Below are 26057 nucleotides of genomic sequence, written 5' to 3'. Positions count from 1 at the left end.
ATTTCATCCATCTTTTTGGAAGATTTTGAAACGGTTTTAAAAGCGAACGTTCGCTTAACAGTGATATTAATTTATCATAACTAGTTTGTGATTTCAACTAAAATGCTACTGTTTTCATTAAAAATTTCTTTCTAAATGAATAAGTTTCTGAAAAGGAATTATCTCTACTTTTTTGAAATAAAAAAGACCTTGAAGAACAAGGTCTCTAATCTCACTTAGCAGGTCAAAAGCGATTTATTCAAAATCCTCTAACCATTCTTTTTTAATGTTTTTCTCTAGATTTTTCTGACGCTTATCTTCTTCTAATTTTGGCATCATTACAAATGCATCTCCAAAACTATCTAAATCATACTCATCGTTTTGAAATTCCTCTTTGATTTCTTCTGGAACTTCCAATTTTTCTTTTTTGAATAAATCATCTCTTTTTTGACGAATAGACATTCCTATTCTCCTTTCGCCACAAGTTCTTTAAATACTTTTATTTTTTCTAATAATACCGTATTTTTATTCACTCTGGCAAATGCTGCGGCGTCTCTCATCAATTCTTTTACTTCTTCACTTGAGGCGTCATTCACAAAAGCGTTCTCTGCTTGCAAATATTTGATACGAGCTAAATAGTATGTAACATGATTTTCACTACAGATTGTAATTCCGCGTCTTAGTAAGACATCGCTAGTATCATATTCTTTAATTTTTGCATAGAAAGTCCCACCATAATATAGAACTGTTAACACACGACAGACATCTTCAATGGATTCAATTGTATGATTATCGATTTGGTGGATGGCTTTTTCAAAGAAGTATTCGGCCTTATCATAGTCTCCCTGATTCATATAAATAAGTCCGATTCCCGTATACGCTAAGAAAATATATTTATTATCCACATCAGAATGATCTGCTAACAATTGATTGAAGTAGAAAAAGCTATCTGTACTTTCCTTTTCTAATAAGGTTTGAGTGAAACCTTTTAAGTATAAATATCTCCATAGTTGCTGCGTGGTTAAATGAGCCGCATTTATACTATGAATTAATTCTTCAGCTTCTTCATATTCCATATTTACAATATGAAATTCGATTTTATCCAGCTTTTTGTTTATAACTGAATCTTTAATCGCTACAGATGGAAATAACTCCCCTACGTCCATATGTAGTTTTTTGCAAAGTAAGGTCAATATCTTCATGGAAGGGATTTGACCGTGATTTTCGAATCGACTTAATGTTGCTTGCGTACAAATACCCTCACTCAATTCAATTTGAGATAAACCTAATTCTTTTCGTCGATTCACAAAAATTTGAATGTCCATAATATCTCCTCATCTTTTATTAAATATATGCTCCCTATATTCATTTTTATTATACCTTTATTTTCTAATTTCTCCAAAAGAAAAACTTAGATTTAGTGGACATTTATAGGAATAATTCTTTTTTTATGATTGAAATAGCTCTATTTATGAAAGTTTTTTTATACTTTATTTGTTTCGTCCTAATGATTTATATTACCTATCCATTCATAAAAATATTGTTATAGCAATATTTTCTGAAATGTCTTTTATTATCTTTCATTAATTATGAAAAAAAAGCTTATGACTGAAACGGTCATAAGCTTTCATCATTTTCTATTCAGCGATTTCAACAACTAGGTAACGATGAGGTTCTTTTCCTTCGGAATGAGTTGAAATACGTTTATTTTTGCTTAATGCAGCATGAATTTGTTTTCTTTCATATGCTGGTAGTGGTTCTAAGTAAACAGGTTGTTTCGTTTTTAATACTTTACGAGCTGTTCTTTCGGCAATTTGTTGTAGTGTTTCACTACGACGAGCACGGTAATCACCAACATCTACTTGAACAGAAATTCTTCCTTTAACAAAACGATGGACAGAAACTTGTGCTAACACTTGTAAAGCATTTAAAATTTTACCATGTTTTCCGATTAAAAGACCTTGTTTGTCTGTATCGAATACAAATGTCATACGATCACGGCGCACTTCAACTGCTACAGTTGCTTCTGCACCATAAGTTTTCGCAATTCCTTCTAAATATGCTTTGGTTACATGAGCTGCTTCTTCTAAACGATCTACGGTTGTTTCTTCATTTTCAGAACCTTCAACATCTTCTTCGTCTTCGAATTCTTCCTCGAAAGATTCATCTTTAGCTGCTACTACTTCTTCAACCGTTTCTTCTACTACTGGTGTAGAAACTTCTTCCACAACTTCTTCTTTAACAACTGGAGTTAAAGCAACTATTGCATCTTTTTGGCCAAAGCCAAACAATCCTTTTTTACCTTCAGATAACACTTCAACAACTACTTCTTCTTTGGTTAATCCTAATTGACGTAATCCTTTTTGAATTGCTTTTTCTACTGAAGTATCTGTTACTTTAATAGTATTTGTCATCGTAAACTCTCCTACTCTTTAAAAATCATTGTTATTATCTCATGATTGAGACGTTTCAACAAGACTTCTATATAAGAATTATTTTCCGTGTCTTCTCTTCGCTTTTTCAAGCGCCTTTTGACGACGTTTTTTCTCAGCGATAATCGCTTTTTGTTCTTCTTGGAATTTGAATGGATTATTTAATAGTAAGGTTTGACCTACCATAAATACGTTTCCGACTACCCAGTATAGTGATAACGCACTTGCTAAACCAAGTGACATAAATAAAATCATCACTGGCATAAAATACATCATTGCTTTACCGGCTCCACCAGTATCTTGCATTTTCATAGATAACCACGTTGTGATGAATGTTGTCACAGCAGCTAATACTGGTAAGATGAAGTATGGGTCTGGTTGGTCTAATTGGAACCATAAGAAGTGTCCTGTTTTTAAGACTTCTGTACGACTGATTGCTTGATATAAGGCCATCATTACAGGTAATTGAATTAATAATGGTAAGCAACCAGCATATTGATTGATTCCTTCACGTTCGTATAAAGCATTCATTTCTGCTTGAAGCATTTCTTGTGTTGCACGGTCTCTAGCAGAGTATTTTTCACGTAAAGCTTTAATTTCTGGTTGAAGAATTGCTTGTTTACGTGTGCTTTGATATTGGAAGTGCATTAAAGGAACCATAATTAAACGAGTAATAATCGTAAAGAAGATAATTCCTAACCCGTAGCTTCCTCCAAATAGATCGGATAACCAAATAATAAATTGAGATAAATTATAAAGAACAATTCGATCCCAAAAACCTGTACTAGACTCCGTAACAGGAGAAGTTCCACAGGCCGCTAAAAATAAAGTTAAAACTGCTAATGATAAAATCAATTGGCTTTTTTTCTTCACTGAAAAGTCCCACCTTTTAGAATATTTAATTTTCAACGATTCCTACCTATAATAGGAATCTTAATTTTTAGGTAATAATGTAGCTAATTTTAAAACATGCATCATACTGCTTTTCATTTCTTGATAAGACATTTGTACGATGGGAGATCGAGCAATGACAATAAAATCTGCATTTTGAGTTATTTGATCATCCAGTTCCATAAGAATGTGACGGATTCGTCTTTTTAGACGATTTCTTGTCACTGCATTTCCTAGCTTTTTACTTACTGAAATTCCCACACGAAAATGAGCTTGTGCTTCCTTATTTAACTTATAAATAACAAATTGTCGATTAGCTGTAGATTTTCCTTTATGGAATACCTGCTGAAATTCACGATCTTTCTTCACTCGATACGATTTTTTCATCTACTTGAATATCTCCAGTCACTCGAAATGTTTTTTAAAAAAAAAGACCACTGAGACGTTCAGTGATCTAAGCTGCTAAAACTTTTCTACCTTTACGGCGTCTGCTTGCTAATACTCTACGGCCATTTTTTGTACTCATGCGTTTACGGAATCCGTGAACTTTTTGACGTTTACGTTTGCTTGGTTGATATGTTCTTTTCATTCGATGTGCACCTCCTACTGTAAATGAAATATCTAGTCTCCCTAGACAGTCTAGTACATTATAAATATAAAATATTGAATTGTCAATATAAACTATCTAATCGCTAAATTACTGAAGTATCATACCATAATCTCTCTAAAAATTTCTACAAATAACTGTATTTTTGCATCGATTTTTTTAGTTATCAACAATCATAGTGGAAATCTTTTTTTAAAAACAACTCTTCATCCACTAGTTTTCAACAACTTATCCACAAAATAACACTCTGTTTGTATAAATCTATCCACAACTGGTGGATAAGTTGTTAAAATCTCTTTAAATCAATAAAAATGAATGTGAATAACTTGAAATTTTCTGTGTATAACTCTGTTTATTCTCTATTAATCTTATCGATTATCCACATTTTTGTGGATAATTTTATTAAAAACTTTGATTTATTGTGGTTTTCTCCATCCAATTGTGGAAAACTCTATTGAAAGATGGTAAACTGTTAACTGGATTAGAATCTTTAGAACTATAAGGAGGTGCATTTATGAATTCCATTCAAGATTTTTGGGATATATTATTAGAACAATTTGAAAAAACAAATTCCGAGTTTACATTCAACCATTGGATAAAACCCGCTGAACCTGTTCGTATCGAGAAAAATATTCTTTATATTAAAGTCCCTTCTCAAACATTTGCCAGATATTGGCAAGATAATTTATTAAGAGACATTATTGAATTTGGGTACGACTATTTCAGACAATCATTTGAACCTAGATTTATTACACCAGAGTCTGATTTCGAACCAGCGATTTCTTCTTTTCAATCGAACAACAGTAATATAGAAGAAACACAAACGACTGGATTAAGTCATCCTTCTCCAACTGTGATTGAAGAGGATTCTCATTTAAATCCAAAATACACTTTTGATACATTCATTATCGGGAAAGGGAACCAAATGGCTACGGCTGCTGCTCGGTATGTAGCGGAAAACCCTGGAACGGCTTATAACCCACTCTTTTTCTATGGGGGTGTAGGTCTTGGAAAAACCCATTTAATGCAAGCGATTGGGAATGATTATAAGAAGAATCATCCAACAGCACGTGTTAAATATGTAACCAGTGAAGAGTTTATGAATGAAATGATTGCTTCCATTGGATCAAAGACACCACAAGAATTCCGCAATCGTTATCGCAATGTGGATATTTTACTGGTCGATGATATTCAATTTTTAGCAGCAAAAGAAGCAACACAAGAGGAATTCTTCCATACTTTTAATGCTTTATTCAATAACCAAAAACAAATCGTACTTACTAGTGACCGACAACCAACAGAAATTAAAGCACTTCAAGAAAGACTTGTTTCTCGTTTCGTTTCTGGTCTTCCTGTGGATATTACTCCACCAGACTTAGAAACTCGGATTGCGATTTTACAAAATAAAGCACAATCTCTTGGATTTAATATTCCAATCGATGTACTAAGCTATGTAGCAGGACATATTCAATCAAACGTACGTGAGTTGGAAGGAGCTCTAATGCGTCTTCAAGCCTATTCCGTGATGGTTGGCGAAGATATTTCAACAGATTTAGCCGCAGAAGCTTTGAAAAATCTCCTACCAGGTGGTAAAGAGAAATTACTATCGATTCATGATATTCAAAGTGCTGTTGCCAAATATTACAATATTACTGTTGAAGATATTAAAGGGAAAAAGAGAACGAAAACAATGGTTCAACCTCGTCAAATCGCCATGTATCTTTCACGTGAATTAACAGGAAGTTCTTTACAAAAAATTGGATCTGACTTTGGTAGAGACCATTCAACCGTTCTTCATGCTTATGAAAAAATCAGCTTAGAAGTAAAAGAAAATAGTGAAACGACTCAAGTCATTAATGAAATTAAAGGATTGCTTCATCAGTAGTCAGTGGATAACTCAAAAAATTCAAGCTGTTTATCCACAATAGTTATCCACAATCAAAAATGAAAGAGCTGTAGGGATTCTTTACTTTTCCACAAAATACACAGCCCCTACTACTATTACTATTTTTTTAATAAATAAATTAAATATAAAAGGACATCCAAAAGGAGGAAGTTATGAAATTTTCAGTAAACAGACAAGGATTTTTAAAAAATCTAGTCGATGTTCAACGTGCGATTCCATCAAAAACAACGATTCCAATTTTAACTGGGATTAAATTAGTTGCAAGTGAAGAAGGTTTAACATTAACAGGTAGTGATTCAGAAGTTTCTATCGAAGTATTCTTACCTATCGAAGACGAAGAATTACAATTAACAGTCCAAGAACCAGGTAGCATCGTTCTCCCTGCTCGTTTCTTTGGAGAAATCGTTAAAAAATTACCTTTAAATCTCTTCTCTATTGAAACAAACGATCAATTACAAGCAACGATTACAGCAGGTAATGCATCATTTACATTAAATGGTTTATCTGCAGTGGATTATCCACAATTACCAGAAATCGAAAAAAATCATGTGATTACCATTCCTGTACCATTATTTAGACAAGTGATTGTACAAACAGCGGTTGCCGTTTCAACTGCAGAATCTCGTCCAATCTTAACAGGGATTCATATGGTGATTAAAGACAACCAATTAAAAGCAGTTGCAACTGACTCTCACCGTTTAAGCCAACGTATCATTCCACTACAAATGCCAGCTGGAAGTGATGCATTGACTTTTGAAATGACATTACCTGGTAAAACATTATTAGAATTATCTCGTATCATCGACGGATTAGAAACAATCGATTTTGCGATTACAGATAATCAAATCTTGTTCCAAACAGAAACATTATCCTTCTACTCTCGTTTATTAGAAGGAATGTACCCTGATACAGACCGTTTAATTAACGACGGAGCGAACACTTCAATTACAGTGGTTGCGAGCGAACTTGTAGCAGCTGTAGAACGTGCTTCATTAATGTCACATACGGATAAAAATAATATCGCGACATTAACACTTTCTCCGGAACGCATTCTATTAACAGGTAAATCTCCTGAAGTGGGTACGGTTGAAGAAGAAATCGCTGTGGAAAACTTCGAAGGAGCTCCACTTGAAATTTCATTCAACCCTGACTACTTAAAAGAAGCGTTGAAATTATTCGGTTCTTCAGAAGCTGTCATCAACTTCTTAGAATCAAACCGTCCATTCACATTGAAACTAAAAGAAGACCATTCTGGTATTCCACATAGCTTCATTCAATTAGTGACACCTGTTCGTACATTCAACGGGTAATCGTAAGTTATCAAACTTTCACTCGAGCTTTCGTTTTGAAGGCTCGAGTTTTTTTATGTATAGAAAAAGGAATTAAGCAGTGAATGCTGCCTAATTCCTTTTTGATTCTTAGTTTTTATAATCATCCCACAATGGAGAAGAATACATATAACTTCCGTGTTTAGCTACCTCTCTACGACCTTCTCGAACAATAAAGTCTAAAATATTGAAAAACTTCTCTTTTGCATCAATGAAATTTGTAAATTCAAATGTCTTTCCTAAAACATAAGATCTATCATCTCTACTATTCACCATAAATAAATGATTTTTATAGAAAAGATGTACTGCAAATAGCGTGGTATTAGATTCATCAAATAATACATAAACCAATGAATCGTAATTTCTATGTTTAATTTCTTCCTCTAATTCTCTTTTTAATGGCTCAATATTCATATTAGAATCCTCGAAATGCTTTATTTGTCAATAGTATAGCATATATTTCAACCTTCATCTGATTAATTTCCCGAAATTCACTTATAAGTGAATTTCGGGCAGCACGATTTTGGGGTGATTTTTGGCCCAAAACTTTCAATTTTAAAAAAAATCCTAGTAAATTTTGTTTTTTGTTTTTTTAGGCTTTTTTGATGTTTTTGCCTCAAAATTGAAATAACCCCCTAAAATTTGCAATTTCTTTGCGAAAAGCTTGTAAAAAATGTATAATAATGTAGAGTTATTCTACTTAAAAATATGTGAGCATGCATGAGTTTAATGGAGTTCTCACCAATATCCATTAGAAAAGAGGAAGTTCATGACAACTATCGTATCGATCTCTGATGAGTACATTACATTAGGGCAATTTTTAAAGCATATTGATGTCATTACAACGGGCGGACAAGCAAAATGGTACCTGCAAGAATATACAGTTTTTGTAGATGGAGAGTTAGAAAATCGACGTGGTAGAAAATTATATCCGAATACACGTGTCGAAATACCTGATGAGGGTATTTTTATTGTGAAAGAAATGAAATCGGATGAAAATGATTTGAACACACATGACGCATGAAGCTGACTAATTTACAATTACAAAACTTTCGTAATTATGAATCTGTCCAACTAGAGTTTACAGAGGGTGTGCATGTTTTTATTGGTGAAAATGCACAGGGTAAAACCAACCTGATGGAGTCGATTTATGCCTTGGCGATGACAAAGAGCCACCGCACTACAAACGACAAAGAACTGATTGGATGGAAAAAAGACTTTGCGACGATTAAAGGGACCGTTGAAAAAACAGCGACAAAGACGAATTTAGAATTGCAATTTTCTAAAAAAGGAAAAATCGCGAAAGTGAATTATTTGGAGCAAAAACGACTGAGTTCCTACCTTGGAAACTTAAATGTTATTCTATTTGCCCCAGAGAATCTCACGCTTGTCAAAGGGTCTCCGCAAAACAGACGTAAATTCGTGGATATGGAACTTGGACAAATGAGTTCCCTCTACCTCTACGATTTAGTGGAATATAATCGCGTCTTAAAACAACGCAATACGTATTTGAAGCAGCTAGCGATTAAGAAAAAGCAGCCTGACGAATACTTAGAGGTTTTAAGCGAGATGTTAAGCGAGTTAGCTAGTAAAATCGTCTTTCATCGTCTCGATTTTATGAAGCAATTGGAGGCTTTAGCCATTCCGATTCATGACCAGTTATCGCTTGGTCGTGAGAAATTCTCGGTGTCGTATCAAGCAACGATTCCCCTGGAGGATGGTTTAACTCCTTCGCAAATGAAAGAAATTTATATCGATCAATTCAAGAAGAATCAAACTCGTGAGGCGGATCAAGCCACAACGCTGATTGGACCGCACCGTGACGATTTGATTTTTTATTTGAACGAGATTCCGGTTCAAACGTACGGTTCGCAAGGACAGCAACGTTCGACCGTTCTCAGTTTAAAGCTTGCGGAAATCGAATTGATGAAATTATCGACAGGTGAGTATCCTCTTCTATTATTAGATGACGTACTTTCTGAACTCGATGATGACAGACAAACCCATCTGATTAAGGCCATTGAAAATAAGGTGCAAACCTTTATTACGACAACGAGCCTGGATGGGATTAAGCAACAATTTATTAATGAACCAGTCGTAATACCGATTGAAAAAGGAACTATTTTAAAAACGGAGAGTGAGAATTAGCATATGACAGAAGAAAACAAAGCTGAATTAGCTGCGCAATATGATGCCAGTCAGATTCAAGTATTAGAAGGACTCGAAGCTGTTCGTAAACGTCCTGGGATGTATATTGGTTCAACAAGTAGTGCTGGGCTTCATCACCTTGTATGGGAAATCGTGGATAACTCGATTGATGAGGCTTTAGCAGGATTCGCCACTCATATTGAAATTGAAATCACCAAAGAAAACCATATTCGTGTCACTGATGATGGACGTGGGATTCCGGTCGATATTCAAGAAAAAACAGGTCGTCCTGCCGTAGAAACAGTATTTACAGTGCTTCACGCCGGTGGTAAATTCGGTGGCGGAGGCTATAAAGTTTCTGGGGGTCTTCACGGGGTTGGGGCTTCTGTTGTAAATGCTCTTTCAACAGACTTAACTGTTCAAGTATTTAAAGATGGCAACATTTATGAGCAATCTTATAAACGTGGTGCCGTTTTAGAAGACTTAAAAATCATTGGGACAACTGATAAACATGGTACGAGCGTGTACTTTGTACCAGACCCTGAAATTTTCCAAGAAACAACAGTCTTTGAATTTGATAAATTAGCCAACCGCGTGCGTGAATTAGCGTTCTTGAACAAAGGATTAAAATTAACGATTACGGATTTCCGACCAGAAGAGCCAGTAAGAAAATCATTCTGCTACGAAGGCGGGATTAAGAGCTATGTCGAACACCTTAATAAATCAAAACAAGTGTTATTCGAAGAGCCAATTTACGTTGAAGGAGAACAAGATGGTATTCAAGTAGAAGTGGCTATGCAATACACTTCTGGATACCATACAAACCTTCTCAGCTTCACGAATAATATCCACACTTATGAAGGTGGGACTCACGAATCAGGGATGAAGACGGCCTTAACACGTGTGATTAATGATTACGCGCGTCGTCAAAAATTGATGAAAGAAAACGAAGAAAAACTAAGCGGTGAAGATGTCCGTGAAGGTTTAACGGCTGTTGTTTCTATCAAACATCCTGATCCACAATTCGAAGGACAAACAAAAACGAAATTAGGAAACTCTGAAGCTCGTACGATTACAGATAGACTGTTTTCAACACACTTCGATAAATTCTTAATGGAAAACCCTCAAGTCGCACGTAAGATTGTTGAAAAAGGGATTTTAGCTTCGAAAGCACGTCTTGCTGCAAAACGTGCGCGTGAAGTGACTCGTAAGAAATCTGGTTTAGAAATTTCAAACTTACCAGGTAAATTAGCAGACTGCTCAAGCAATGACCCAACGATTTCTGAATTATTCATCGTCGAAGGAGACTCTGCGGGTGGTTCAGCAAAACAAGGACGTTCACGTCATTTCCAAGCGATTTTACCAATCCGCGGGAAAATCTTGAACGTTGAAAAAGCAACACTCGATAAAATTTTAGCCAACGAAGAAATTCGTTCGCTCTTTACAGCGATGGGAACTGGTTTTGGTGGAGATTTTGATTTATCGAAAGCTCGTTACCAAAAATTAGTCATCATGACCGATGCCGATGTCGATGGAAGTCACATTCGTACATTGCTCATTACTCTTTTCTATCGTTATATGCGCCCTGCAGTGGAAGCTGGATATATTTATATCGCGCAACCACCTCTTTACAAGTTGAAACAAGGTAAAAACGAATACTACATTCAAAATGATAAAGAGTTAGAAGAAAAACTAAAAGAATTACCAGCACATCCAAAACCACAATTATCACGATACAAAGGTCTTGGGGAAATGGATGCGGAACAATTATGGGAAACAACCATGAACCCTGAAAACCGTTCAATGTTACAAGTATCTGTGGAAGATGCTGCAGAAGCGGATCAAATTTTAGATATCTTGATGGGTGACCGTGTAGAACCACGTCGTGAATTCATCGAAAGCAATGCGAAATATGTCAATATGGAAGATTTAGATATCTAATCTAGTAAACGAATTTGAAGAGAAGAATAGAAAAGGAGACGAATTATGTCTGAAGAAGTGAAACACTTTGAAGAAACTTTTGAATCAACTGATTTAGTGCATACCATGCGTAAATCATTTCTAGAGTATTCGATGAGTGTTATTGTATCGCGTGCCCTACCAGATGTACGCGATGGATTAAAACCAGTACACCGTCGTATTTTATATGGAATGAGTGAACTTGGAGTGACACCGGACAAACCGCATAAAAAATCTGCGCGTATTGTCGGGGACGTAATGGGTAAATATCACCCACACGGTGACTCTGCAATTTACGATGCCATGGTTCGTATGGCACAAGATTTCTCATACCGTTATCCATTAATTGATGGTCACGGTAACTTTGGTTCTGTTGATGGAGACGGCGCCGCTGCCATGCGTTATACAGAGGCTCGTATGAGTAAAATTGCTCTTGAAATGCTTCGCGATATTAATAAAGATACGATTAATTTCCGTGATAACTACGATTCAACAGAACGTGAACCGGAAGTATTACCAGCACGTATTCCAAACTTATTAGTAAACGGTGCAACAGGGATTGCCGTAGGGATGGCGACCAATATTCCACCACATAACTTGGCGGAAGTCATCTCTGCTCTTCACTTATTAATGAAGAACCCTGATGTGACAACCACTGAATTAATGGAAGTTCTTCCTGGGCCAGACTTCCCTACTGGAGGACTTGTCTTAGGTAAATCTGGAATTCGTCGTGCATACGAAACAGGACGCGGATCAATTACGGTTCGTGGACGCGTACAAATCGAAGAATTGAAAAACGGAAAAGAACGCATCATCATCACTGAATTACCATATATGGTGAATAAAGCGCGTTTAGTAGAACGGATCGCGCAATTACACCACGAAAAGAAAATCGAAGGAATCACTTACTTAAACGATGAATCTGACCGTGTGGGTATGCGTGTCGTAATCGAAGTGCGTCGAGATGTTTCAGCATCCGTTGTATTAAATAATTTATACAAATTAACACCATTACAATCAAACTTCGGCTTCAATATGCTTGCGATTGTAAATCAAGAGCCAAAAGTATTAAGCTTAAAAGAAATTTTACGCCACTACTTAGATCACCAAGAAGAAGTCGTTCGTCGTCGTAGCTTATTCGATAAGAAGAAAGCGGAAGACCGCGCTCATATTTTAGAAGGGTTACAAATCGCCTTAGACCATATCGATGCGATTGTGGCCATCTTAAGAAGTTCAGCAAGTGGAGATATCGCCAAAGACCGCTTCATGAATGAATACGGCTTAAGCGATAAACAAGCACAAGCGATTCTCGATATGCGTATGGTTCGTTTAACAGGATTAGAACGCGAGAAAATCGATGCAGAATACAACGAATTACAAGCAACGATTCAATACTTAGAAAAAGTATTAGCGAGCGAAGAACTTCGTTACGAAATCATCGAACAAGAGCTTCTTGAAATCCAACAACGTTTCGACAATCCTCGTCGTACAGAATTATTAGTCGGAGAAGCATTAAGCCTTGAAGATGAAGATTTAATCGAACAAGAAGATGTCGTCATTACATTAACGAAGAATGGATATATCAAACGTCTTGCAAACACTGAATTCAAGGCACAACGCCGTGGAGGACGTGGGGTTCAAGGAATGAGCGTCCATGATGATGACTACGTGGAAAACATGATTTCATGTTCAACACACGATTCACTCCTCTTCTTTACAAATACAGGGAAAGTGTACCAAGCAAAAGGGTATGAAATTCCTGAATATAGCCGTACTGCAAAAGGATTACCGGTTATCAACTTATTAAACATTGATTCAGCTGAGAAAATCCAAGCGATTATCAGTGTTCCAGAATCTGACGAAACAGAACGTTACTTGTTCTTCACTACTTTACGTGGAACAGTGAAACGTGTCCGTCTATCAGAATTCAAGAATATCCGTACAAATGGTCTACGTGCCATCCAATTACGCGAAGATGATGAACTCATCCGTGTAGTGGTCACAAGCGGAAATGATGGTATTATCCTTGGAACTTATCATGGTAATGCTGTAAGCTTCCATGAAGATAAAGTTCGTGCGATGGGTCGTACTGCTTCAGGTGTTCGTGGGGTTTCTCTACGTGACGGCGACTATGTGATTGGAATGGATATTTTAACTCCTGATAATGAAGTATTAGTCGTGAGTGAAAAAGGATATGGAAAACGTACAGCTGCGAGCGAATACGCATTGAAAGGCCGTGGCGGTAAAGGGGTTCGTACACTTCGTATTACCGAGAAAAATGGACCACTTGTCTGCCTACGTACCGTAACGGGAGACGAAGACTTACTGATTATGACCAATAAAGGGGTTATCATCAGATTCCATGCTGAAGACGTATCTCAAACAGGCCGTGGCGCACTTGGAGTTCGTATGATGCGTCTCGATCAAGATGCGATTGTAAGTTCATTAGCGATTGTGGACCGCGAAGAAGAAACAACAGAAGAGGTGACTGAGGCAACTGCTGAAACAGCTGCAACAGAAACACCAACTGCATCTCTTTCAGATGACCAAATCAAAGGCAATATGAAAGATTTTGCGCAACAATTAGTCGATGAAGAAAATGAATAGTAAGTAAGCAAAAAGCCATCAAATGATGGCTTTTTGTGTTCTTTTTTTCTTTATGGTGCTAAAAAGAGTATCAAAAGCACTCATTGAGATTACGAAGAATCATACCATTCAACCACTGTACTTAGAGGGAGTTAGGAGGTTATTCCTTACTAAAAAAACTTATAGAATTTGACGCAGTAGCTGATTGGATTAAGCTTCATCATTTATGATTTGCTTAATCCTAATCAGCCTTGCGGGGGTAAGACTACGAAGAAAATCGGACTCACACTGTGAGTCCGATTTTTTCTTCTGTCTTACTCCCAAAGGTGAGAGACCATAGGCTCGAACCGGTGCCCTATTACCACTATTATGAAGATACCCGTAAGGATTCGTAGTAATCGAATGTAAAGCTTTTTAGCAAAAAAGTTCTCTTTGAAGGCAAGAAAATCTCTTTTTTTATGCGGATTCTAGTTATATAATAGGGATATACAGGGGCATAAGGAGGAATTTGCATGATTGAATTTAAAAATGTTTCAAAAAAATATGGACAAACAGTCGCTTTAGATGGGTTGAATTTAACGATTGAAAGTGGAAAAATCATCGGACTGATTGGACATAATGGTGCAGGAAAATCAACAACCATTAAATCCCTAGTAAGTGTCATCAATCCAACAAGTGGCGAAATTTTTGTCGATGGACAAGAACTTTCAGCAAATCGACTTGCGATTAAAGAAAAAATTGGCTATGTAGCTGATAGCCCAGACTTATTCCTACGATTAACAGCCAATGAATTCTGGGAATTAGTTGCTTCTTCTTATGGCATGACTCTAGACGAAGTAGAAAGTCGTCTTGCTTATTTATTAGATTTATTTGATTTTGAAGGACATCGCTATGAAGTCATTGATTCCTTCTCACATGGGATGCGACAAAAAGTATTTGTCATTGGTGCCCTACTTTCGGATCCAGATATTTGGGTACTCGATGAACCAATGACTGGGTTAGATCCTCAAGCATCGTATGATTTGAAGAAATTGATGCGCGAACATGCCGATAAAGGCAATACTGTTCTTTTCTCTACTCACGTACTCGAAGTAGCAGAACAACTTTGTGATAAAATTGCCATTTTGAAAAAAGGAAAACTACTCTTCTATGGTACGATTCAAGAGTTGAAAGGCCAACAACCAGATAGCACGCTTGAAGAAATCTACTTATCACTAGCCGGTAGACAAGAAGGAGTGGATTCACATGCGGTTTAATCGAATTCTTACGCTGGTGAAGACCAATTTAATTTTTGCGACTCAACCGGCAATGTTACAAAATTATCGAAAGAAACAAGCGAAAAACCCATCGAAACCCGTGAATGTTGCGATGAGAACATTGATGCAACAATTGCTATTTGCGGTGATGTTTGGAGCTTTATTTGGAATTCCAGGAGCAATTTCGGGACGTTCATACCCTCCACTTCAATTTGCAAGTACGGTTTTCTTATTCTTGATGATTTTAATTTCGCAAGCTTTACCAGCTGTTTACAATGTCTTTTATGAAAGTAAAGACTTTGAATCGTATTTGCCATATGCTTTTACAGAATTAGAAGTGGTTCTTGGAAAGAGCCTTTCGATTGTGGTGGCTACATTGCAAGGTTTTCTTCCAATTGTAATGCTATTTGGAATCCATGTGTATTTTTCAAGGGGAAACTTCCTCCTCACGATTCCAATTGCCTTAATCGGGGCACTTGTACTCAATGCGACTGTTTACGTATTGATGTTTCTTCTCTGCTTCTTCCTAGCGAAGATTCCGCTCTTTAGAAAATATCAATCCGTGATTGCGAATGTTTTAATTTTTGGGATTTCTCTCGGGGCCGTTATTGGTTATCAAATGATTTTGTCAAAATCCGTGGTGAATACTGTATTAACAGGAGAAATGCCACTTTTCCTTAAGCCAGTACTTGCCTTCTATGATGCGATTTTAAATCCACTCGATTTGAGCGTTTATCCGATGATGGGATTAGTACTCTTAGTATTTGTGGCGATTTTACTACTCGTGAAGTTCATTGTATTGCCAAACTTCTATCAAGCAGTTTCGCAAACATCCTCTTCGAAAGTAAAAGTCGAACGTGTAAAACAAATGGAGTTAGATGGCAGCAAGATTTCAACAAAATTCATGATTCGCTATACACTTCGCCAATTAATGGAAGGTTCTGTATTAACGCAAACGATTATTAGTGCAGGAATATTACCATATCTCTTGCTTCTTCCAACAGTTTTTAATTTAAGGAATGCTCCAGCAGGGATTAATTTTATGGACTTCCTAAATCTAAATACCTTCTTACCATTTGCGATGCTCATTACCTTCATTGCATTCTTTAATACAGGAGGAAATAACTTATTAGCAGTCGGAATTTCACTCGAGCGGGAAAACTATTATTATCTCAAAGTTCTTCCATTCGATATGCATGAATTTTTGGAACGGAAATTTTGGATTCTCTTTGCGATTCAGTCTGCGATTCCAGTCATTCTTATGACAGTTATTTGTACAGTACTTCGTTTACCGATTTATATGACCTTAGGTATCATTCTCTCATGGGGAATTATCAGTTTAGGACTTAGCCGTTGGGGATATGCGAGAGACTTGAAGCTCTTTACCCCAAGTTGGACGAATGTCATTGAGCTTTTAAACCGTACGCGTAGCGGAGTGAAGTCGATCATTTTTGTCGTGGTTCTCTTCGGATTTATCTTCGGAGCGATTTATCTATTAATTCACTTACCAGAATGGAATCGCACCTTCGTTTGGATTATTACAATTGCGTATGTTGTCTTGATTCTCGGTTTATCAATTTTCGCAACATTCCACTATAAGAAAAAATTACATGAATTAGTCGATTCTGAATAATGATTTTAAGACTTAGAGATTTTCTCTAAGTCTTTTTTATAACCTATTTTAAAAGGAATTTTAGATATATAACTTCAAGTTATAACGAATGATAGAAAAACGGTATAAGAAAACCTATTGCAGCGCGGTTTGTTCTCTGTTATCCTAAGGACATGTTCATAAGACATCACAAAGAACAGGTGAGTAGAAAAGAAAATTTGCTAAGAGAGTCTCGGTTGGTGGGAAGAGATCAAATGGAATTTTTGAAGATGGCCTCGGAGTGATTTTACGTCGAATCATTAGACGTAAATGGGTAGCCCATTATAGCTGTAGAGTATAACACCCAGTGTGCGTACTCGGTAAGGTAGGATTCGTGAGGATTCTACAAAACAAGGTGGTAACACGAAATTTCGTCCTTGCAGTAGCGATACTGTGAGGATTTTTTATTTATAGGAGGAATGTCCAATGTCAAAATTACAAGCACCATTTAGAGTCGATCACGTAGGAAGTTTCTTACGTCCAAAAGAATTAGTAGAAGCAAAAGAAAAATTTGCAAAAGGAGAAATTACACGCGAGGAATTAACAGCCGTCGAAGATAAAGCCATCGAAAAGTTAGTCGAACAACAAAAGAAAGCTGGATTAAAAGGATTCACAGACGGCGAATTCCGTCGCCAATATTGGCACTTAGATTTCTTCTGGGGATTAAACGGAGTGGAACATACGCAAGCAAAAATCGGATATCAATTCCACGATGAAATTACAAAACCAGACTCAGCAGATGTCGTTGGAAAAATCACTGGTGAAAATCACCCATTCGTTGAACACTTCAAATTCTTAAAACAATTTGAAGATGAAGATTTCATCGTAAAACAAACAATCCCTGCTCCAGCGCAATTCTACTTCGAATTGATTCGTGACGCAGAGCATATTGAGCAAACTTTCTCAGTATACCCTTCAAAAGAAGAACTCTTTAAAGATATCATTGCTGCTTACAGACAAGTAATTAAAGAATTATACGATGCAGGTTGCCGTCTCTTACAAATCGATGACTGTACATGGGGTGTTATCGTAGATGATAACTTCTTAAACATCATCTCAAAAGAAAGTCATTTAACACCTGAAGAGTTAAGAAGAGAACACAAACGTGAATTCTTAGAATTAAATAACGGAATTCTAGAAGACTTACCAGAAGATTTAACAGTGAACACTCACGTATGCCGTGGTAATTTCCACTCAACTTGGGCAAGTTCAGGTGGCTATGATTCAGTGAGCGACGCATTATTCGAAGACGAAAACGTACATGCGTACTACTTAGAATACGATACAGACCGCGCCGGCGACTTCAAGCCACTCGCAAAAGTAAACAATGGTAAGAAAGTCGTTCTAGGACTTCTAACTTCTAAATCAGGAAAATTAGAAGACAAAGATGAAGTCATTGCTCGTATTAAAGAAGCGAGCCAATACGTTCCACTAGAAGACTTATACTTAAGTACACAATGTGGATTTGCATCAACGGAAGAAGGAAACATCCTTACTGAAGACGATCAATGGAAGAAAATTGCCTTAATTAGCGAAATCGCTCGTGAGGTATGGGGAGAATAATCCTCCCACAAGAAGAAATTCGAAGATAGATTGGAGAAACACATTTATGACAACACATGCACCATTTAGAGTAGACCACGTAGGAAGTTTCTTACGTCCTAAAGATTTAGTAGAAGCACGCGCAAAATTTGCAAACGGCGAAATCACACGCGAAGAATTAACAGCTGTAGAAGATAAAGAAATCCGCGAACTTGTTCAAAAACAAATCGCTGCTGGATTAAAAGGCGTTACAGACGGCGAATTCCGCCGCGCTTACTGGCACCTTGACTTCTTCTGGGGATTCAACGGCGTAGAACATACGGTAGGTGAACACGGTTATAAATTCAACGGTATTGAAACAAAAGCCGATACATCAACATTAACGGCTCCAATCGATGGACATAACCACCCATTCGTAGAACATTTCAAATTCTTACGTGACTTAGTGAAAGACGAAGATGTTATTGTGAAATTCACAATCCCTTCTCCATCACAATTCTATTTCGAATTAATCCGTACTCCTGAACATATTGCAGCTTGGAAAGCCGTTTATCCAACAGAAAAAGAGCTTTTTGAAGCTATCAAGAATGCTTATGTAGATGTGATTACAGATTTATACAATGAAGGACTTCGTACCCTTCAATTTGACGATTGTACATGGGGCGCTTTAGCAGACGATGGTTTTGCAAAACGTTTCAACGCAGACCGTCCATTAGAAGAAGTTCGTCGTGACTTTGCAGGTCGTGCATTACAATTGAACAACTCAGTTCTTGATGCACTACCAAAAGACTTAGTAGTGAACACACACGTTTGTCGCGGTAACTTCCACTCTACTTGGATTTCTCAAGGGGGATACGAAAAAGTAGAAGATGAGCTATTAGCAGGCGAACACGTACATGCGTACTACTTAGAATACGATACAGACCGTGCCGGCGACTTCAAGCCTCTTGCGAAAGTTGGGAATGAGAAGAAAGTCGTATTAGGACTCTTAACGTCAAAATTTGCAGACTTAGAAGACAAAGATGAAGTCATCGCTCGTATTAAAGAAGCAAGCCAATATGTGCCACTTGAAAACTTATACTTAAGTACACAATGTGGATTTGCTTCAACAGAAGAAGGAAATGTGATTAAAGAAGAAGATCAATGGAAGAAAATTGCATTGATTACTGAAATCGCTCGTGAGGTTTGGGGAGAATAACCTCTCATTATAAAATGAACAAAAAGGCTGTGGGGAGAATAACTTTTGAACCACAGCCTTCCCCTATTTAGAAAGGAAGATACATTATGACAGCATTTCAACAACAATTAGCCAAAGCTTTTGAAACATTAAAACAAGCAAAATGGGTGAACTTAAGCCATCAAATCGATGCGAATAGCCCTCACTTCCCTGCTCTACCAGCATTGGAACAAAAAGATTTATTTACATTAAAAGATGGATTCCACGTCCAACAATTATCAGTGGTAACACAATACGGTACACATATCGACTCTCCTTGCCACTTCTATGAAGGCGGACGTTTCCTGGATGAAATCGAGTTAAAAGATTTATTATTACCACTCTACGTCATCGACCGTTCAAAAGAAGTTGCTGAAAATCCAAATTTTGAATTAACAAAAGCAGACGTATTAGCATTCGAAGAAGAATATGGAAAAATCGAACCAGGTGCCTTTGTAGCCTTCCGTAGCGACTGGTCACACCGCTGGCCAGACCAAGATGCGGTTCGTAATTTAGACGAAAACGACGTTCAACACACACCAGGTTGGGCAAAAGATGCGCTTGAATTCTTAATTCACGAACGTCATGTGAAAGCTGTAGGTCATGAAACATTAGATACAGACTCAGGTGTTCACGCTGCAGCACATGGGTTAACAAATGAATACTATTTATTAAGCCAAGATATCTTCCAAGTGGAAGTATTAGCGAATCTTGATCAAGTTCCTTCAGTCGGTGCTGTGATTTCAATTTCATACCCTAACTGGAACCATACTCCAGGGTCACCTGTTCGCGCTATTGCATACTTACCAGAAGCTGAATAAACGAAAAGAGGAAAACACATGTCAAATCACGAAAACTGTAACTGTTGTCAAAAAGCGCCATTTAGACTCGATCACGTAGGAAGTTTCTTACGTCCAGAACGTCTAAAAGAAGCCCGTGCGAAATTTAATGATGGAGAAATCACTGCCGAAGAACTCGAACGCGTTGAAAACGAAGAAATCATTGCCCTAATCGAGAAAGAAAAAGAACTTGGACTTAAGTCTGTCACAGACGGTGAATTCCGTCGTGCATTCTGGCACTTAGATTTCTTAGAAAACTTAGATGGGGTTGAACTTGTCGAAGTAGACCACTTCTCTGTTCAATTCAAAGATAAAGATGTGAAGCCAAAAACATTACGTATCGTTGATAAAGTGGATTTTTCAGAGAACCATCCATTCGTAAAACACTTCAAATTCTTAAAAGAGCATGCTGGCGAAACACCGGTGAAACTAACAATCCCTTCACCAAGTATGTTGCATTTGATTACGCAAGTTCGTGAGAAAAACTATGTACCAATTGAGCGCTACAAAGACAATGAAGCCCTCTTCTATGATGACGTGGTGGCAGCATACCGTAAGGCATTGCAATGCTTCTACGACTTAGGATGCCGTAATATTCAATTAGATGACACTAGCTGGGGTGAGTTCTGTGCGTTAGATAAACGTGAAGCGTACGAAGCGCGTGGATTCGACCTCGAACAAATCGCTCGTGACTACGTGGATGTATTAAATCGTGTCATTGAATGGAAACCAGAAGATTTAGTGGTAAACATGCATATTTGCCGCGGAAACTTCCGCTCAACATGGTTCTCTAGTGGTGGTTATGAGCCAGTTGCGAAAACGCTATTTGGTCATTGCCGTGTAGATGGCTTCTTCTTGGAATATGATAGCGACCGTGCTGGAGATTTTACTCCACTTCGCTATATTAAAGACCAAAAAGTCGTACTTGGCTTAATTACTTCTAAATCAGGGGACTTAGAGGATAAAGGCGAAGTTATCGCTCGTATTAAAGAAGCCAGTCAGTACGTTCCTCTTGAACAATTATGCCTCAGCCCTCAATGTGGATTCTCTTCTACAGAAGAAGGCAATATCTTAACGATTGAAGCGCAATGGAATAAATTAAAACTCATTGACGAGATCGTTCATGAAGTTTGGGGATAAAATTAAAAAAACAGCTCCTACAGTTGGTTTGTAGGAGCTATTTTTGTTGATTTCATCGTATTAATCGCTTCTTTTTCTTAAAACGAATCTCTAAATCATACCCATTTTTACTCGAAATTTTTTGAAGATGTGCGAGCGTCGGATTATAAATTGCTTTTTCGAGCCTAGAGAGATTTCCTTGCGTCATACCGGCGTTTTTAGCGAATTCCGTTTGTGTCAGTCCAGAGTCCCTCCGAAGTCTGATCATCGCTAAGGCATTCTTCTGCAAAAAATATTCTGCTTCAAAATCATCTCTAAAAGTCTCATATTTCGCGTCAAGTCGGTCAAAAAGCCGTTTTAAATAATCCACCATTTTTTATTTCTCCCCCTAATTCCTTTATAAGCCAATTGTAACATATATGCTACATATCAGATATGATATAATGACACTTTTTTTGGTACTCACAAATTTTCCTAAGCACCTCTGCAATGCGGATTTCTGTTGCATTCTATAGCTTTGTTTGCTATAATGATTGAACGTGAGTATTAGAAATGATACTCTCCTTGCTTGCTGAAAATTCAGTAGGCCAAAAGTCCATAAGGAGGTGACAGTCAATGAGTCAAACATCAAAATACGAGATTTTATATATCATCCGTCCAAACATCGATGAAGCTGCTAAAGCTGAATTGGTTGCAAGATTTGATGCTGTTTTAACAGACAACGGTGCAGTTGTTGTTGAATCTAAAGACTGGGCGAAACGTCGTTTTGCATACGAAATTAAAGATTTCCAAGAAGGTATCTATCACTTAGTGAACATCACTGCTGAAGATGCTGCTGCAATCGATGAATTCGACCGTTTAGCGAAAATCAACAACGACATCTTACGTCACATGATCGTTAAATTAGAAGCATAATTGTTTATTATAAGTAAACAAAAATCTTGAAAGGAGTAAGAATTAAATGATTAATAATGTTGTATTAGTTGGACGCTTAACACGTGCCGTTGATTTACGTTATACTTCAAACGGAACTGCTTATGCGAGCTTCTCTATCGCAATTGATCGTCGTTACCAAAACCAAAACGGTGAACGTGAAACAGACTTTATCAACTGCGTAATGTGGCGTAAAGCTGCAGAAAACTTTGCGAATTTCACTCGTAAAGGCTCACTAGTAGGAATTGAAGGACGTATTCAAACTCGTAGCTATGATAACCAACAAGGCCAAAAAGTTTATGTGACTGAAGTGCTAGCTGAGAACTTCTCATTGTTAGAATCACGTAATGTTACTGAACAACGCCCTGCAAACGATCAAAGCTCACAAGGTGGATTCCAACAAAACCAATCAAATAACTTTAATCAATTTAACACTCCTACTTCATCATTCGGTGGTGGAATGTCAGATCCATTCTTAAGTAATGGAGAGACAATCAACATTTCAGATGATGATTTACCATTCTAAAGTTTAAAAGGAGGATACCATAATGGCTCAACAACGTAGAGGTGGCGGTCAACGCCGTCGTAAAAAAGTTTGCTACTTCTGTGCAAACCATGTAGACTACATTGATTACAAAGATGTAGAATTATTAAAACGTTACATTTCTGAAAAAGGTAAAATCTTACCACGCCGTGTAACAGGTACTTGTGCTAAACACCAACGTACTTTAACTGTTGCAATCAAACGTGCTCGTATCATGGGATTATTACCATTCACAACAGTTGACTAATATTAAATAAAAGGATTGAGAATTTCTCAATCCTTTTTTGTTTTATAAAGCTGTATCCTATTAAAAGTTAATTTCTATTTGTTTAGATTTAAGCAGTATCATTATAAAAAATCGAATACATATAAAAGAATGTTTCACGTGAAACATTTGTACCCCTACCCTCTCCTAAATTGTTTCACGTGAAACAATTTTAGAGAACTGACGAGGGGCTAAAACTATGGTAAAATAATCTATATAGAAAGAAGGTGCAAGAATGAAGAAAAGCCTAAAAGAACGTATTAAGGCTTTACCGACATTTCTTAAAAGTGAAACAATGAAGAAATACGGATTCTCATTTATAGCAATTATTCTCTGTATGCTGGTTGTGGCATACGTAATGAATATATGGATGGGACTTATCCTTACTTTATTTATTATTTTATTAGGAACACTCCTCTACTCGTTCGCAAACTATATTATTCAGGAAACGAATCATTATGTAACGAACTTATCGTATAAAATCAATAAAGGTTCGCAAGATGCCTCTATCAAAATGCCGATTGGAATGCTTTTACTAGACGATAATGGAGAAATTCAATGGATTAATCCTTATCTGCAAAAGTATTTTGAACGCAAAGAACTATTAGGGTTTAAACTCGAAGTAGTTGATCCAGATTTAGCCAATATCGTTAAAAATCTTGATGATGATAATGATAATGTAGTCCATTGGAAAGATAAATACTTCCAAATAGTCTACCATAACGATATTGGAATGCTCTACATGATGGATATTACGGAATATGCGTTAATTAAAGAGACGTATTTAGACGAAAGACCTGTATTTGGACAAATTTTCGTCGATAATTTTGCTGAAGTCTCTCAATCGCTGAGCGACCGTAAGAAATCAAACTTGAATAATTTCGTGACGAATCAGCTTACTAGCTGGGCAAATCACAATAATATCTACTTAAAACGTGTTAGTTCAGACCGTTTTGTCGCATTTTTAGATAAAAACATCCTTTCTGAACTTGAAAAAACGAAATTTGAGATTATTGACCGTGTCCGTGAGACAACAGCTCAACAAAATACCCCACTAACTGTAAGTATGGGGTTCTCATATGCGGATGATACTCAAGAAGAGATGGATTATGGTGCAATCGCTAAATTTGCGCAAGATAACCTTGATTTAGCCTTAGGACGAGGCGGTGACCAAGTCGTTGTCCGTTCTAAAAACGAAGAAACTCGCTTCTACGGTGGTAAGAGCAACCCGCTAGAAAAACGTACAAGAGTGCGTTCTCGAATGGTTTCTCAAGCATTAGAAAACCTTATTGCAGAAGCAGATCAAGTAATGGTTATGGGCCACCAATATCCAGATATGGATAGTATTGGTGGATGTTTAGGTATTCGAAGAATCGCTAAAATGCACGGTAAAACCTCTTGGATTGTCACAAATCCAGAGCAATATTCGCATGATATCAAGAAATTGATGGAAGTGATTAAAAAAGATGAACTCCTCTCTTCCGCTATCGTAAATCCAGAAATGGCAGAAGCGTTAATTACTGAAAATACACTTGTTATTATTGTCGATGTAAGTAAGCCTTCCCTATGTGCTGCTCCGTCTATTGTTAAAAAGGCGAATAAATTAGTGGTTATCGACCATCACCGTCGTGGAGAGGAATTCCCTGAAAATCCTGACTTGGTTTATATTGAACCGTATGCTTCATCTGTGGGTGAATTGATTACAGAATTACTAGAATATCAATCTGAAGAAGCTGAGAAAATCCAGCCAATCGAAGCAACCACATTACTTGCTGGTATTATTGTGGATACGCGTAATTTCACGCTTCGTACAGGGTCTCGTACCTTTGATACGGCTAGTTATTTGAAATCCGTTGGTGCGGATACAATCCTTATCCAACGCTTATTAAAAGAAAATGTAGATACGTACTTAATGCGTTCACATTTATTAAACTCACTCGAAATGCTTCCTAACAATGTCGGAATTGTTCATGGTGAAGAAAATACCGTTTATCCTACTGTTGTTGCAGCCCAAACAGCCGATATGATGTTGTCTATGGAAAACATCGATGCTTCATTTGTGGTGACTAAACGCAATGATGGCCGGGTTGGAATTAGCGCGCGAAGTCTTGGTAATAAGAACGTTCAACGTGTAATGGAAAAAATGGGTGGTGGCGGACATTTATCGAATGCTGCTACTCAGCTATCGGATATCACGATTGAAGATGCAATCCGCCAATTAATGCAAGTCATTGAAGAAATTGGTAGTGAAATTAACTTATAATTAGGAGGAAGAAACATGAAAGTAATTTTCTTAAAAGATGTAAAAGGCAAAGGTAAAAAAGGCGAAGTTAAAAATGTAGCTGATGGCTATGCACAAAATTTCTTAATTAAGAACGGTTTTGCAAAAGAAGCCACTTCAGCAAACCTTGCGACTTTATCAGGTCAAAAGAAAGCAGAAGAAAAACATAACGCTGAATTATTAGCAAAAGCCAAGGAATTAAAAGAGTTCCTAGAACGTGAAGAAACAGTGGTTACCATTAAGGCTAAGGCAGGGGAAGATGGACGTTTATTCGGAGCAATCCCAGCAAAACAAATCGCCGAAGAATTCAACAAGAAATTCAATGTTGAATTGGATCGTCGTAAATTCGAATTAGCAGCTCCAATTCGAGCGTTAGGATACACTCGTGTCCCTGTTAAATTACATCATGATGTGCAAGCGATTATGACAGTGAATATTGTCGCTCAATAAAGTTAAAAATTAGAAAAGAGATTATCCCACTCGGATAGTCTCTTTATTTATTAAAACAAGTGATAAAAATCACAAAGTAATTAAGTTATCTTTTATTTTGAGCCCAATCTTCTGTTTTATTAGGG

The 26057-nt window shown here is 37.1% G+C and carries 25 protein-coding genes and 1 other annotated feature; of the genes, 17 read left to right on the top strand and 8 right to left on the bottom strand.

Translation table 11 applies throughout. The annotated features are described in order from the left end of the window. Window positions 1-234: 234 nt before the first annotated feature. The 6 genes from HMPREF3103_RS01535 to rpmH form a co-directional block, all read right to left on the bottom strand. Window positions 235-441 carry a hypothetical protein gene (locus HMPREF3103_RS01535; RefSeq protein WP_070436976.1) on the bottom strand — a complete coding sequence of 69 codons (207 nt, stop codon included), beginning with the start codon at window positions 439-441 and terminating at the stop codon, window positions 235-237. 2 nt (window positions 442-443) lie between these two features. Beyond that, entirely contained in the window at window positions 444-1304 is an 861-nt protein-coding gene (locus tag HMPREF3103_RS01530) for a helix-turn-helix domain-containing protein (protein ID WP_070436975.1), read from the bottom strand. Window positions 1305-1616: 312 nt separating this feature from the next. Next, window positions 1617-2393: an RNA-binding cell elongation regulator Jag/EloR gene (jag, locus tag HMPREF3103_RS01525; protein WP_083278691.1), complete on the bottom strand. Its 777-nt coding sequence runs from the start codon at window positions 2391-2393 to the stop codon at window positions 1617-1619. Between the two features lie 78 nt (window positions 2394-2471). Next, window positions 2472-3284, bottom strand: coding sequence for a membrane protein insertase YidC (gene yidC / locus HMPREF3103_RS01520; RefSeq protein WP_005608210.1), 813 nt, complete (start codon window positions 3282-3284; stop codon window positions 2472-2474). A gap of 60 nt (window positions 3285-3344) precedes the next feature. Next, complete coding sequence (gene rnpA / locus HMPREF3103_RS01515; RefSeq protein ID WP_005608208.1) at window positions 3345-3689, bottom strand: ribonuclease P protein component; 345 nt, start codon at window positions 3687-3689, stop codon at window positions 3345-3347. A 67-nt stretch (window positions 3690-3756) separates the two neighbouring features. After that, window positions 3757-3891 carry a 50S ribosomal protein L34 gene (gene rpmH / locus HMPREF3103_RS01510; protein ID WP_005608206.1) on the bottom strand — a complete coding sequence of 45 codons (135 nt, stop codon included), beginning with the start codon at window positions 3889-3891 and terminating at the stop codon, window positions 3757-3759. 532 nt (window positions 3892-4423) lie between these two features. On the opposite strand from rpmH, the gene dnaA reads away from it, so the two are divergent. Together dnaA and dnaN are read left to right on the top strand one after the other, a co-directional pair. Beyond that, window positions 4424-5794, top strand: coding sequence for a chromosomal replication initiator protein DnaA (dnaA, locus tag HMPREF3103_RS01505; protein WP_070436974.1), 1371 nt, complete (start codon window positions 4424-4426; stop codon window positions 5792-5794). A 173-nt stretch (window positions 5795-5967) separates the two neighbouring features. Further along, window positions 5968-7125, top strand: coding sequence for a DNA polymerase III subunit beta (dnaN, locus tag HMPREF3103_RS01500; protein WP_070436973.1), 1158 nt, complete (start codon window positions 5968-5970; stop codon window positions 7123-7125). A 108-nt stretch (window positions 7126-7233) separates the two neighbouring features. Here the strand turns inward: dnaN and HMPREF3103_RS01495 are convergent, their stop codons facing one another. After that, a complete protein-coding gene (locus tag HMPREF3103_RS01495) occupies window positions 7234-7557 on the bottom strand; it encodes an Imm59 family immunity protein (protein ID WP_070436972.1) in 324 nt (107 codons plus the stop codon). 355 nt (window positions 7558-7912) lie between these two features. Between HMPREF3103_RS01495 and yaaA the strand changes: the two genes are divergently transcribed. From yaaA to HMPREF3103_RS01445, 10 genes are all read left to right on the top strand, one after another. Beyond that, a complete protein-coding gene (yaaA, locus tag HMPREF3103_RS01490; protein WP_005608200.1) occupies window positions 7913-8167 on the top strand; it encodes a S4 domain-containing protein YaaA in 255 nt (84 codons plus the stop codon). Next, window positions 8164-9291: a DNA replication/repair protein RecF gene (gene recF / locus HMPREF3103_RS01485; RefSeq protein WP_070436971.1), complete on the top strand. Its 1128-nt coding sequence runs from the start codon at window positions 8164-8166 to the stop codon at window positions 9289-9291. The genes yaaA and recF overlap by 4 nt, the downstream gene beginning before the upstream one ends. A gap of 3 nt (window positions 9292-9294) precedes the next feature. Beyond that, window positions 9295-11232 (top strand): DNA topoisomerase (ATP-hydrolyzing) subunit B, encoded by a 1938-nt coding sequence (gyrB, locus tag HMPREF3103_RS01480; protein WP_070436970.1) that lies wholly within the window; start codon window positions 9295-9297, stop codon window positions 11230-11232. A 45-nt stretch (window positions 11233-11277) separates the two neighbouring features. Continuing rightward, a complete protein-coding gene (gene gyrA, locus HMPREF3103_RS01475) occupies window positions 11278-13857 on the top strand; it encodes a DNA gyrase subunit A (protein WP_070436969.1) in 2580 nt (859 codons plus the stop codon). Between the two features lie 491 nt (window positions 13858-14348). Further along, entirely contained in the window at window positions 14349-15092 is a 744-nt protein-coding gene (locus HMPREF3103_RS01470; RefSeq protein ID WP_070436968.1) for an ABC transporter ATP-binding protein, read from the top strand. Next, window positions 15082-16725, top strand: a complete 1644-nt coding sequence (locus HMPREF3103_RS01465) for a hypothetical protein (protein WP_070436967.1) — start codon at window positions 15082-15084, stop codon at window positions 16723-16725. The genes HMPREF3103_RS01470 and HMPREF3103_RS01465 overlap by 11 nt, the downstream gene beginning before the upstream one ends. A 162-nt stretch (window positions 16726-16887) precedes the next feature. Next, window positions 16888-17125, top strand: a binding site (T-box leader). 44 nt (window positions 17126-17169) lie between these two features. Beyond that, complete coding sequence (locus HMPREF3103_RS01460) at window positions 17170-18306, top strand: 5-methyltetrahydropteroyltriglutamate--homocysteine S-methyltransferase (RefSeq protein ID WP_070436966.1); 1137 nt, start codon at window positions 17170-17172, stop codon at window positions 18304-18306. 46 nt (window positions 18307-18352) lie between these two features. Next, entirely contained in the window at window positions 18353-19483 is a 1131-nt protein-coding gene (locus tag HMPREF3103_RS01455) for a 5-methyltetrahydropteroyltriglutamate--homocysteine S-methyltransferase (RefSeq protein ID WP_070436965.1), read from the top strand. Window positions 19484-19569: 86 nt separating this feature from the next. Beyond that, on the top strand, window positions 19570-20322 hold the full coding sequence (locus tag HMPREF3103_RS01450) for a cyclase family protein (RefSeq protein WP_070436964.1): 753 nt from the start codon (window positions 19570-19572) through the stop codon (window positions 20320-20322). 18 nt (window positions 20323-20340) lie between these two features. Further along, a complete protein-coding gene (locus tag HMPREF3103_RS01445; protein ID WP_070436963.1) occupies window positions 20341-21480 on the top strand; it encodes a 5-methyltetrahydropteroyltriglutamate--homocysteine S-methyltransferase in 1140 nt (379 codons plus the stop codon). Window positions 21481-21532: 52 nt separating this feature from the next. Here HMPREF3103_RS01445 and HMPREF3103_RS01440 read toward each other — a convergent pair whose 3' ends face one another. Further along, window positions 21533-21832, bottom strand: a complete 300-nt coding sequence (locus tag HMPREF3103_RS01440; RefSeq protein WP_070436962.1) for a helix-turn-helix domain-containing protein — start codon at window positions 21830-21832, stop codon at window positions 21533-21535. Window positions 21833-22074: 242 nt separating this feature from the next. On the opposite strand from HMPREF3103_RS01440, the gene rpsF reads away from it, so the two are divergent. From rpsF to rplI, 5 genes are all read left to right on the top strand, one after another. Continuing rightward, window positions 22075-22374: a 30S ribosomal protein S6 gene (gene rpsF / locus HMPREF3103_RS01435; RefSeq protein WP_005608182.1), complete on the top strand. Its 300-nt coding sequence runs from the start codon at window positions 22075-22077 to the stop codon at window positions 22372-22374. 46 nt (window positions 22375-22420) lie between these two features. Beyond that, the gene (gene ssb, locus HMPREF3103_RS01430) at window positions 22421-22918 is read left to right on the top strand and encodes a single-stranded DNA-binding protein (RefSeq protein WP_005608180.1); all 498 of its coding nucleotides are present in this window, start codon (window positions 22421-22423) and stop codon (window positions 22916-22918) included. Between the two features lie 22 nt (window positions 22919-22940). Continuing rightward, on the top strand, window positions 22941-23183 hold the full coding sequence (rpsR, locus tag HMPREF3103_RS01425) for a 30S ribosomal protein S18 (protein WP_005608178.1): 243 nt from the start codon (window positions 22941-22943) through the stop codon (window positions 23181-23183). A 253-nt stretch (window positions 23184-23436) separates the two neighbouring features. Then, the gene (locus tag HMPREF3103_RS01420) at window positions 23437-25464 is read left to right on the top strand and encodes a DHH family phosphoesterase (RefSeq protein WP_070436961.1); all 2028 of its coding nucleotides are present in this window, start codon (window positions 23437-23439) and stop codon (window positions 25462-25464) included. 15 nt (window positions 25465-25479) lie between these two features. After that, window positions 25480-25932: a 50S ribosomal protein L9 gene (gene rplI / locus HMPREF3103_RS01415; RefSeq protein WP_049554793.1), complete on the top strand. Its 453-nt coding sequence runs from the start codon at window positions 25480-25482 to the stop codon at window positions 25930-25932. Window positions 25933-26057 lie beyond the last annotated feature (125 nt).

It is taken from the genome of Granulicatella sp. HMSC30F09 (assembly GCF_001806915.1).
GTDB lineage: Bacteria > Bacillota > Bacilli > Lactobacillales > Aerococcaceae > Granulicatella > Granulicatella adiacens.
The sequence above is the reverse complement of the archived record's forward strand: the minus strand, read 5'-3'. Positions and strand labels throughout refer to the sequence as shown.